This window comes from Paenibacillus sp. N119s (assembly GCF_059447605.1).
Genome location: NZ_JCAJRU010000179.1, coordinates 1 through 10737 on the forward strand (window position 1 = coordinate 1; position 10737 = coordinate 10737).

13 protein-coding genes are annotated in these 10737 nt (G+C 45.9%); 12 read left to right on the plus strand and 1 reads right to left on the minus strand.

The features are described 5' to 3' along the window. The first annotated feature begins 259 nt into the window (after positions 1-259). Positions 260-1513: an MFS transporter gene (locus AC5V8P_RS18435; protein WP_064795320.1), complete on the plus strand. Its 1254-nt coding sequence runs from the start codon at positions 260-262 to the stop codon at positions 1511-1513. A gap of 69 nt (positions 1514-1582) precedes the next feature. On the opposite strand, the gene AC5V8P_RS18440 is transcribed toward AC5V8P_RS18435, so the two are convergent. Beyond that, positions 1583-2821: an NAD(P)/FAD-dependent oxidoreductase gene (locus AC5V8P_RS18440; RefSeq protein WP_064795319.1), complete on the minus strand. Its 1239-nt coding sequence runs from the start codon at positions 2819-2821 to the stop codon at positions 1583-1585. Between the two features lie 113 nt (positions 2822-2934). Here AC5V8P_RS18440 and AC5V8P_RS18445 point away from each other — a divergent pair, with 113 nt between their 5' ends. The 11 genes from AC5V8P_RS18445 (at position 2935) to AC5V8P_RS18495 (ending at position 10481) form a co-directional block, all read left to right on the plus strand. Further along, positions 2935-3171: a hypothetical protein gene (locus AC5V8P_RS18445; RefSeq protein WP_063209926.1), complete on the plus strand. Its 237-nt coding sequence runs from the start codon at positions 2935-2937 to the stop codon at positions 3169-3171. 25 nt (positions 3172-3196) lie between these two features. Continuing rightward, positions 3197-3583 (plus strand): spore coat protein, encoded by a 387-nt coding sequence (locus AC5V8P_RS18450; RefSeq protein WP_063209925.1) that lies wholly within the window; start codon positions 3197-3199, stop codon positions 3581-3583. A gap of 144 nt (positions 3584-3727) precedes the next feature. Further along, a complete protein-coding gene (locus tag AC5V8P_RS18455) occupies positions 3728-4228 on the plus strand; it encodes an Lrp/AsnC family transcriptional regulator (RefSeq protein ID WP_013370105.1) in 501 nt (166 codons plus the stop codon). 12 nt (positions 4229-4240) lie between these two features. Beyond that, entirely contained in the window at positions 4241-5452 is a 1212-nt protein-coding gene (locus AC5V8P_RS18460; protein ID WP_064795318.1) for an aminotransferase class I/II-fold pyridoxal phosphate-dependent enzyme, read from the plus strand. A gap of 114 nt (positions 5453-5566) precedes the next feature. Continuing rightward, positions 5567-5773: an aspartyl-phosphate phosphatase Spo0E family protein gene (locus tag AC5V8P_RS18465; protein WP_063209923.1), complete on the plus strand. Its 207-nt coding sequence runs from the start codon at positions 5567-5569 to the stop codon at positions 5771-5773. 100 nt (positions 5774-5873) lie between these two features. After that, complete coding sequence (locus AC5V8P_RS18470) at positions 5874-6443, plus strand: type 2 periplasmic-binding domain-containing protein (protein WP_063209922.1); 570 nt, start codon at positions 5874-5876, stop codon at positions 6441-6443. An 18-nt stretch (positions 6444-6461) separates the two neighbouring features. Then, positions 6462-7025 carry a cob(I)yrinic acid a,c-diamide adenosyltransferase gene (locus tag AC5V8P_RS18475; RefSeq protein ID WP_064795317.1) on the plus strand — a complete coding sequence of 188 codons (564 nt, stop codon included), beginning with the start codon at positions 6462-6464 and terminating at the stop codon, positions 7023-7025. 21 nt (positions 7026-7046) lie between these two features. Then, a complete protein-coding gene (locus AC5V8P_RS18480) occupies positions 7047-8006 on the plus strand; it encodes an RluA family pseudouridine synthase (protein WP_064795316.1) in 960 nt (319 codons plus the stop codon). A 44-nt stretch (positions 8007-8050) separates the two neighbouring features. Then, positions 8051-8416 carry an arsenate reductase family protein gene (locus AC5V8P_RS18485; RefSeq protein WP_063209920.1) on the plus strand — a complete coding sequence of 122 codons (366 nt, stop codon included), beginning with the start codon at positions 8051-8053 and terminating at the stop codon, positions 8414-8416. A 72-nt stretch (positions 8417-8488) separates the two neighbouring features. Beyond that, complete coding sequence (locus tag AC5V8P_RS18490) at positions 8489-9385, plus strand: 5'-3' exonuclease (protein WP_081276705.1); 897 nt, start codon at positions 8489-8491, stop codon at positions 9383-9385. Between the two features lie 217 nt (positions 9386-9602). Continuing rightward, complete coding sequence (locus AC5V8P_RS18495) at positions 9603-10481, plus strand: ROK family protein (RefSeq protein ID WP_064795315.1); 879 nt, start codon at positions 9603-9605, stop codon at positions 10479-10481. Positions 10482-10737: the final 256 nt, after the last annotated feature.

Sequence of the window (10737 nt, forward strand, 5' to 3'; positions counted from 1 at the left end):
CAGTGCTCGGTAAACCTGTTCTCGATTTGCCGTTCGTTTTGAATGTTTATGTGTGTCCTAGCTGCTTTCATGTTCAGCAGACTTTGTCAGAGGATGACCGCTTGCGGATGCTGGAGAAGCTCAGTGGTATTTCCAATAATTAAATAGCAATTCCCCGGATAGGTCCAAGCTCAATACGGGCATGTTATATCAAAGAAAACTTTGAACAGGCTGGCTCGTAATAAGCAATTTGGTGATTTTTCCGTTGGGGGGAACTGCATTGAAATCAAACCTGAACGGACAATCCATTCTGCTACTAAGCTTGAATGGATTGTTTGTGTTTGCAGCAGCATTGTCCGGTACATTTCTTAATGTGTATTTATGGAAAAGCAGGCAGGATTACGCGATGATCGGATGGTTTAATGTCAGCCAACAAATCGCGCTGGGAATTATGGTCTGGGTGGCTGGAAAGTGGGTCAAGGAACATAACAAAATGAATGCCCTGCGCGTGGGAACCGCATTGTCTGGCCTATTCTATCTAATCGTGTTGTATACGGGACCTCAGGCTGTAAACTACATATGGCCGCTCGGAATGTTATTGGGTGCAGCATTAGGTTTGTTTTGGCTGGCGTTTAATGTCATTTTTTTTGAAGTCACGGATCAGGCAAGTCGTGATCATTTTAACGGATGGGTGGGTCTGCTGGGCTCGTTTTCCGGAATAGTGGGCCCGTGGCTCTCTGGTTGGATTATTGCGCGCATGGAGGATGATGCGGGGTATCGCGTGATATTCAGTATTTCCTTGGCCTTTTATGTCGTAGGGGTGGTGCTGAGCTTCTTTCTCCGCAAGCGTAAACCGACAGGAAAGTACAATTGGAAGGAACCTAAGCAGCGATTGTCACAAAAGGGGAGTATGTGGCGTCCGTTGTCGTTATCGCTTGTTACACAGGGCATCCGTGAAGGGGTATTTGCTTTCCTGATAACGCTGCTCGTGTATGTAGTTACTCAACAGGAATGGAAGCTAGCACAGTTTTCACTTATTACATCAGGGGTTTCATTTTTTAGCTTTTGGGCTGTCGGAAAATGGCTGAAGCCACACTATCGCTCGGCTGGTATGCTGTTGGGGGCTGTGCTGTTAGTGATCGCGCTTTTACCGTTATTGTGGCGTATGGAGTATAGCACACTGCTGATTATGGGGATTGGCACGGCTTTATTCATGCCTTTGTATTTAATTCCTATGATTTCTGCGAGCTTTGATCTGATGGGAACGAGTGAAGGAGACGCTAATCAGAGAGTGGAACTGGTAGTGCTGCGCGAACTATGCTTAATGATAGGCCGGTTGACGGGAACACTGATTTTCTTGGGTGTCCTAAGCATCAGCAAGGCTCCAACGGCGATGATCTGGTTGTTGATTGGACTTGCATTGATGCCAGTGATTGGGTGGATCTTCATGCGAAGTGTGCTGAAGATGGAACAAAAAACGAAGCAAAGCAAGGCTCATTCTCACGCACGACGCTGGCACAAGCAAACCGAATAATTATAAATTCAATACCAAAGAACCTCCAAATCCGTTGATAAGGAAAAGGAGGTTCTTTTTGTATCTCATTTAAATCATCGGTTCTGTTGTCTCGGGCGAGGGTTTGGTGGGACGGGTCAGAGAAAACAGCTCCATTTCAGGTCGGTGTGTGCCCGTCAGCTCATCAGCCAAAAGCTGTGCGGCCACCATACTCGTAACCGTCCCATTCCCCCCGTAACCCTCCATAAAGTAGCAGTTTGGAAAACGTGGATGTGGACCAATATAAGGCAAGCCATCGTGGGAGGTGCCGAATATAGCCGCCCAAGCATAATCGATTTGAAACGGGACACCGGGAAAATGCTCCTGTAGTGCTTGGAGCAGCTTGTGCTGTTGGTGCAACAACCTGATTTCACGCTGCTTGGCATCCAGTACGGGCTCATCCAAACCACCAATAATGATACGTCCTTCCGGTGTTGAGCGCATATACAGATAAGGACGAGCAGTTTCCCAGATCAGACACTGCTCATGCCATAAGGGAGCATCTCCGATGGGATTGGTGGCGATAGCATAAGAGCTTTCTAGCACGGCTCCGCGATCTGTTTTAATCTCTTGTGTTTCATAACCTGTAGCAAAAATAACTTTTTTTGCACGGATCATCCGGCCGTTGGCATGACAAACGACCTCCTTATCGTTGAATTCAAAATGCTTAGCTTCTGTGTGCTCATATAAGCGAACACCGAGACGGCTGGCAGATTGCAGCAGTCCCTGGGCAAATAAAAACGGATTAACCTCGGCATCTTCGTGCGTATATAAGGCTGCCGGTTTTCGAAAAGGAAATCGGGCAGCAACCTGATGTTCATCCCAGTATTCCACTGGAAATCCAAAACGGGTTAGCTGTCTGTATTCTTCCTGGAGCACCTGTACATCCTCTTTTGTACTTGCGTAGTACAGGCTGCTGCGGCGAATAAAGGCAGGGTCCCTATCCAGTGTGGCAGCCAGTTGATCTAGCTGATCCAGCGCATCCTTGCACATACGATAAAACAGTACGCCGTTGGTCTCGCCAAACGTGTTAATAAAAGAGGTTAAAGTCTTGTCATTGCTATACTGCAGCAATCCAGTATTGGCTGAAGAGCTTCCATGTGCCAGCCTTCGCTTGTCAATAAGTACAGTGTTGATCTGTCGTTCTCCCAATAGCCGGGAGCAGAGGGATCCGCCCATCCCGCCTCCGATGATCAGAACATCACAATTTATATCCTCTGCTAAAGGAGGAAAATCCAGCATTTGCTCCAAAGTAGTCGGCCAAAACGTATTCCCGCTTATCAATTCCATATAAATAGCACTCCTCATAGGCAATATGTAGTATTTCATTTGTGTACATAGTATTTCGCCAAACGGACAAGATAACCAGCGTGCAACAAAACATTTAAGGAGGCACGGAGATTATGCAATCTACGAACATGCAACCCCTGACAGGCAAAGAGCTGGAGTACATCGTAGACTCCATATCCAATGAAGAACTACTGCTCAAACAATGTGCGGCGACAGCGGCATCTATTCACCAACCAGCCATTCAACAGGCATGCTTGCAACTGGCAAGAACTCATGAGCACCACTTGAATGTGCTTTCCAATGCTCTTCAACAGCATCAGCAGCTTGCTCCAATGCAACCGCAGCAGTAATTACTACTAAAGGAGGTTTAACCAGATGTATTCACAAAACAATATGTCATTTATGCCTGAAGAAGATTTGCTCTATAGCATTCTTGCCGATATGAAGCGTACAGTGCGCGAGTACACAACAGCGACGACAGAATCCAATTGTCCGTCTGTGCGTCAGATGTTCACCGACCTTACGAATGATACCTTGCGTATGCAAGGGGATTTGTATCGTCTAATGAGTCAAAACAATATGTACTCCACTTCGTCAAAAGCACTGCGTATCGATTTGGACAAACAGATTCAAGAAGCTCGCAAGACTCAACAGGAATGCCAACAGTTCATTCAGCAGAAGTCGTCATCCTCGGGAGTATATGGTCAACCTATGCATCAGCAGGGCCAGTCTGCTCACCAAAGCAACCCTTATTATATGTAAACGGGATTTTCTGTTTTTGAAGCAATTTCCCATAACAGCCGTCCGTCTTGCCGGGTTTACCGGGGCGGGCGGTTTTTCTTTGCAGGTTTAAAGTGCGTATTGTATGATGTATAGTAATCTCTTTCGATGGAGGCCTTATGTAGAATGACAGAGCTGAATGAATTGAAATTAAAAGTGCTGGAATTGTTAAAAGAAGATGCAAGAAGAACACCAACTTTGTTGGCTACTATGCTGGGGGTAGACGAGCAGGATGTACGTACCTCGATTAAAGAGCTAGAAGACCAACACGTAATCGTCAAATACGCCGCTGTAGTCAATTGGGACAAAGTCGACGACGAAAAAGTTACGGCTTTGATTGAAGTGCAGATTACACCTGAGCGTGGAAGAGGATTTGAAGGAATTGCGGAACGGATTTATTTGTATCCGCAAGTTAAATCGGTTTATCTCATGTCCGGCGCCTATGATTTGCTGGTAGAGGTGGAAGGTCGCAATCTCCGTGAGGTCGCTAATTTTGTGTCGGAGAAGCTATCGCCTATCGACTCGGTTTTGTCTACCAAGACTAATTTTACGCTTAAAAAATACAAGCAGGACGGAATTATCTTTGAGGACCATCAGGAAGATAATCGTCTGATGATTTCGCCGTAAAGGAAGATCATGATGAATCTCAAAACAGAAGCATTTACCGACAACAACAAAGCCATGAGTTCTTATTTATCCCCATTAGTACGCGAGATCCCATCATCGGGTATCCGTAAGTTTTTTGACCTGGTGGGTGGCAACAAGGATATTATTACTCTTGGGGTAGGCGAACCGGATTTTACAACCCCTTGGCATATGCGGGAAGCCTGTGTCTATTCATTGGAGCGGGGCTTTACTAGCTATACGTCTAATGCCGGAACGCCGGAACTGCGTGAAGCGATTAGTGATTATCTGAATGAGCAATTTGACGTCCGTTATGATCCTAAAAATGAGATTATCGTGACCGTTGGGGGTAGCGAGGCGATTGATCTTGCGTTGCGTGCGCTAATTGTGCCTGGGGATGAAATTCTCGTGCCTGAGCCGTGCTACATTTCCTATTCGCCAATCACTTCGATTGGAGGCGGGATTCCGGTTGGCATTGAAACGTTTGCCAAGGATGAATTTAAGCTGACGGCAGAGGCGCTGGAGGCAAAAATTACCCCTAAATCCAAGGTGCTGATTTTATGCTATCCGAGCAACCCGACCGGGGCTACGATGACTTATGAAGACTGGCTTCCGATTGCGGAAATCGTGGAAAAGCATGATTTGATCGTCATCTCTGATGAAATCTATGCTGAATTGAACTATGGCGATAAGCATGTCAGCTTTGCTTCGGTACCAGGGATGATGGATCGTACGATTCTCGTCAGTGGTTTTTCCAAAGCCTTCGCTATGACCGGCTGGCGTATTGGCTATACATGTGGGCATCCTGATTTGATTGCTGCTATGCTCAAAATCCATCAGTACACTGTCATGTGTGCGCCTTCGATGGGACAAGTTGCAGCACTGGAAGGCTTGCGAAATGGTATGGGTGAGAAAGACCGTATGGTTGAAGCCTATAATCAGCGTCGCCGCCTGATGGTTGAAGGATTCAGAGAGATCGGCCTGGAATGCCATGAGCCAAGAGGAGCTTTTTACGTTTTCCCTAGTATTCAAAGCACAGGACTTAGCTCAGATGAATTTGCACAGCGCCTATTGACAGAGGCCAAAGTTGCGGCTGTACCAGGCAATGTGTTTGGTTTGGGAGGCGAAGGGTATCTTCGTTGCTCATACGCGACTTCTGTCACCCAGTTAACAGAAGCATTGGATCGTATTGGTCAATTTGTAGAAAAAGTAAAAAAAGAAGGTTAAATTTATTTTTTTATGGGTAATTCATAGAAAATAGTCTTTTATTTCTAAATTTCTATGCTATAATTTGAAATCGGAAGCAGGAAGTTCAATTTTTCAACTACAGGAGGAGTGCTCATGTCATATGTTGGATATAAGTCGCCGAGTTCAATAGGATACGACATTTCCCTGGAAGATGAAATTTTGTTCCTGCGCAATGAGATGATGCGGACGTTTCAGGAAGAGCAGTCCTTCACCTCTGATCTTGTTATCGAAATTAGCTGCAAGCTTGATTTGAAAATCAATGAATATATGAAGCTGTATGGTACGGAATGCAGGGTGTAACTGTGTGGAGTCACCGTAGCTACGAAGAAGGCCGCAGGGCCTTCTTTTTTTGCATTCACAACTTATGATATATTAGTGGCATGGAAGAGGGGGCGTACATATGAGAGCAGCGCTAAAAAGGCTATCGCCATGGATCTTCGGAATAATGGCACTCGTACTACTGGCTGGATGTGGGGGACGGGATAAAGACAGCTTTTCCATATTTATTATGGATAAAGGGGATGCTTCAGGTATTCGTGACGAGCTGGCACAAAAGCTTAAGGATAAGCTGGGCGAACAGGCTCCGACGATCGAGATATCAGTCAGCCCACTGTATAATCAGCAGAAGCTGGTCGTAGAATATGCGGCCGGAGAGCATGATTTGTTTCTCTTGCCAGAAGAGGATATGAAGCTATATGGACAGAATGGCTCGAATCTACCGTTAGATGATGCCTTTGACAAAAAGACGTATACCCGGGGTGTATTCGAGGGCGGCGTATTTAAGAAAAAAGAGCAAGGTGAAGAAGGAACGGATGTAATCAAAGAAACTCATTTGTACGGAATTCCGGTGGAGCAGATGAAGATGTTTAAGGACCTAAAATATAACTCAAACACATTATTTGCTACCATACCGCCACGCACAAGTAATAAAGAAGAAGCCATCAAAGTGCTGAAAGCACTCACGGAATGATAAAGGGGATAGAATGATATGGGTATTTATACCAAGACAGGTGATGAAGGACAAACCTCTGTGATCGGCGGCCGAGTGTCCAAAGATGACGACCGTGTGGAAGCATACGGTACCATTGACGAGCTGAACAGCTTTGTAGGACAAGCAATCAGCTTTGCCGAAGGGGAGAAGTTTGCGGATATTCGGACTCAATTGGAAGAAATACAGCAGGAGCTGTTTGACTGTGGTTCGGATTTAGCGTTTGTAAAAATCAATGAAAGCAAATACAAGGTCAAAGACGAGCTGGCAGAGCGGCTGGAAGGCTGGATTGATGCATGCCAGGAGGAAAATCCCAAAGTAGAGCGGTTTATTATTCCGGGAGGCAGCACCTTATCTTCGACATTACATGTTTGCCGTACGGTTTGCCGACGCGCGGAACGCCGTGCAGTTACACTAGGTAAGCACACAGATATCAACCCTGCGGTACGTCGGTATTTGAACCGCCTGTCCGATTATTTCTTTGTGGTAGCCCGCACGGCGAATGTACGCCAGGGTGTGCCCGATGTCGAATATGTGCGCAGCAAAAAAGTGTTCCGCAAATAAGGAGGCAATCGGGAATTTGTGATGAGCTTGTATTATGAACCTATCGTATATACGATCCCTCCTGAGGAGGAGGGCATGCTATTGAAGACCATTCTACAAAAGCGTATGAATATCTCTCGCAAGCTAATGTCCAAACTCAAGCTGACCGAACAGGGGATCATGCTGAACGGGAAACGTGTGTATATCAGCGAAAAGGTGAAGTCTGGGGATCGAGTAGAGATTCGTATGGAGCGCGAGCGTTCTGATGATATTTTACCCGAACCCATCCCTTTTGAGATTTTGTTTGAGGATGAACATCTGTTAGTGGTGAACAAGGCGGCGGGCATGATTGTCCATCCAACTCACGGTCATTACACAGGGACGCTGGCTAACGGGGTCGTGCATTATTGGCAGACCAAGGGAGAACTGTATCGGTTTCGTCCTGTTCATCGTCTTGATCAGGAGACGACGGGTGTACTGGTTGTAGCTAAAAATCCGTATGTTCACCAGCATATTTCCGAGCAGATGATTGCGGGAACGGTGGACAAGCGCTATACAGCTCTTGTGCATGGGTGTCCTGAGCAGCAGGAAGGCAGGGTGGACGGACCGATTGATCGCAACCCGGATAATCCACATTTGCGTATGGTGACTCCAGATGGTTATCCTGCACTTACGCTATACAAGCTGGAGGAAGTGTGGAACATAGGAAGCCGCATCGGTCTAAAATTGGAATCCGGACGTACACACCAAATTCGGGTGCACATGACATATATCGGGTGCCCGCTGATCGGAGATAAAATGTACCGGATTACACCCGATAACGAAGCGCAGCGTGAGCAATATGATCAGCTTGATGCTCGAATGCCTCGACAAGCCCTGCATGCTTCAGAATTGTCTTTGGTACATCCTGTGTCTGGGGAGCGGATGACATTTTACGCTCCTTTGCCGGATGATATGATTGCACTGCAAGAGCTGTTAAGAGCTCAATATCATCCGGAATAAAATATTCAATAAGAGATTGAAACCAAATGGAGGTTAATCTAGCGATGAGCCAACTGAAAGTATATCAATATTCTAAATGCAGCACCTGTCGTAATGCAGTGAAATGGCTGCACAACAAGGGGCATGAGACGGAACTGATTCCTATTTTCGAACAACCGCCTGGCCCGGAGGAACTGGAAGACTTGATTAATAAAAGCGGTCTGGAGCTGAAAAAGTTTTTCAACACAAGCGGTGAAGTATACAAAGAGTTACAGCTGAAAGATAAGCTTGGAAACATGAGCCGTGAAGAGCAAATTTCGCTTTTATCCTCAAATGGAAGATTGATCAAACGCCCAATTGTAACCGACGGAAGTAAAGCAACGGTAGGGTTCAAAGAGGAAACATTTGAGGGAACATGGGGAGCTCAGTAGAGCCCAATTAACCCTCACAATATGTTATACTGTGGGGGTTAAATATTATGATGAATGGGAGCAATACAATCTGTGACACAACGCAATGAACAATCCGTAATGCTGGTTGACGGCATGGCTCTGCTTTTTCGTGCTTATTATGCAACCGCCGCAAACGGTTATATCCGTCGTACAAAAGCTGGAGTACCCACGAATGCTATATATGGTTTTATTCGATATTTTTGGGATGCAGTTCAAACCTTTAACCCTACTCATGTTATTTGCTGCTGGGACATGGGCGGAACAACATTCCGTGGGGAACATTTTGCTGCGTATAAAGGAAACCGAGCCGACGCGCCAGACGATTTGATTCCTCAATTTACTTTGATCCGTGAAGTGACGGACAGCCTCGGCATTCCCAATATTGGGGCAGAAGGCTTTGAAGCGGATGATTGTATCGGTACGCTCGCACGCCATTATTCACAAAATGAGGACATGGATGTCATGATTCTCTCGGGAGACCATGATTTACTTCAATTGGTGGATGAGCGGACACGGGTTATTATTATGAAAAAAGGACATGGCAATTATATGGTATATACCCCGGAGATGCTACTGTCTGAGAAAGGGCTTAAGCCGCGACAAGTAGTTGACCTCAAAGGTTTGATGGGGGATGCAAGTGACAATTACCCGGGAGTACGGGGAATCGGTGAAAAGACGGCTCTCAAGCTGGTGCAGGAATACGACTCCATTGAAGGCATTCTGGAAAATCTGGATCAATTGACACCATCGGTCCGTAAAAAGATCGAGAGTGATTTGGATATGCTGCATCTTTCACGCAAGCTTGCTAAAATTCACTGTGATGTGCCTGTTGCGTGTGCTCTAGACAGCTGCCTGCTGACGCTGGATCACGTGCAAATTGTCGATAAATTTGAGCAGCTTGAAATGAAAAGCTTATGCGCGTTGATGGGTGTCGCAACCGGATCATAATGAGACTGTTAAGCTTGAGATGTACATTTCAGGTGGACTAAGTTTTATAGGGATACTGGCGCTCGGTGCGCTAGTATCCTTATTTGTATACAATTATGCCAGCGAGGATATATAGCCATGTGAAGGATTTTATACAATTGTAATAAGGGGATTGACCTTAGGCTCGTTTCAGGTGAATATAGTTAATAGAGATCATGGAGAGGGGATTACAGCAGCTATGACAGTATTGGGAGCAATTGAGGCAGGCGGTACCAAATTTGTATGTGGAATTGGAAATGAACGAGGGGAAGTACTGGAAAGAGCTAGCTTTCCAACAACGACTCCAGCAGAAACTATGGAGAATGTCATTGCATTTTTTGAAGGCAAGGGGATTGAAGCGCTGGGCGTAGGCTCATTCGGACCGATTGATCCTATCGAAGGCAGTGATACATACGGTTATATTACAACAACGCCAAAGCCGCATTGGGGAAATTACAATCTGATTGGCAAACTGAAGGAGCATTTCGATGTACCTATGGGGTTTGACACAGATGTGAATGGAGCAGCGCTGGGTGAGTCCATTTGGGGTGCGGCTAAAGGATTGGAAAACTGTCTGTATATTACAATAGGTACAGGCATCGGAGCGGGTGCTTTGGTTGGCGGAAAGCTGGTCCATGGATTATCCCACCCGGAAATGGGGCATATTCTGGTACGTCGTCATCCAGAAGATCACTATGAAGGCACATGTCCATATCATGGAGATTGCCTGGAAGGACTGGCAGCGGGTCCGTCACTCGAAAAAAGATGGAAGGTAAAAGGACACGAGCTTTCTGTTGATCACCCAGCCTGGGAAATGGAGGCACATTATCTGGCACAAGCTTTAATGAGCTATGTATTAATCCTGTCACCGCAAAAAATCATTATGGGCGGTGGAGTCATGAAGCAGGATCAATTGTTCCCACTCATTCGTACCAAGCTTCAAAAACTCTTGAACGGATACGTACAGCATTCGAGTCTGACTACAGAAATTGAACAATATATCGTATCTCCGGGATTGGGTGACAATGCTGGATTGTGCGGTGCTTTGGCTTTGGCAAAGGAAAAGCTCAATTCTTAGAATTTGTGGTTGACGCTTCTCCAAGGTCTGGTTATCATATAAACAACAGCATAGTACGGATCAAAAAGGGAAGCACCTTTCTTGCGAATAAGCGAGATAGGTGCTTTTTTTTGCGTTTTTGTATTGTGCGGGTCAGTATTTCAACCATATGAGGGAGGAAGAATCATGGAGATTGTATTTTTAAACCGCTTGTCCAAACGAAATGAACAAGGCTGTGAGGACTTTGCGCAGGTATGGATTGGGCAACATGAAGGAA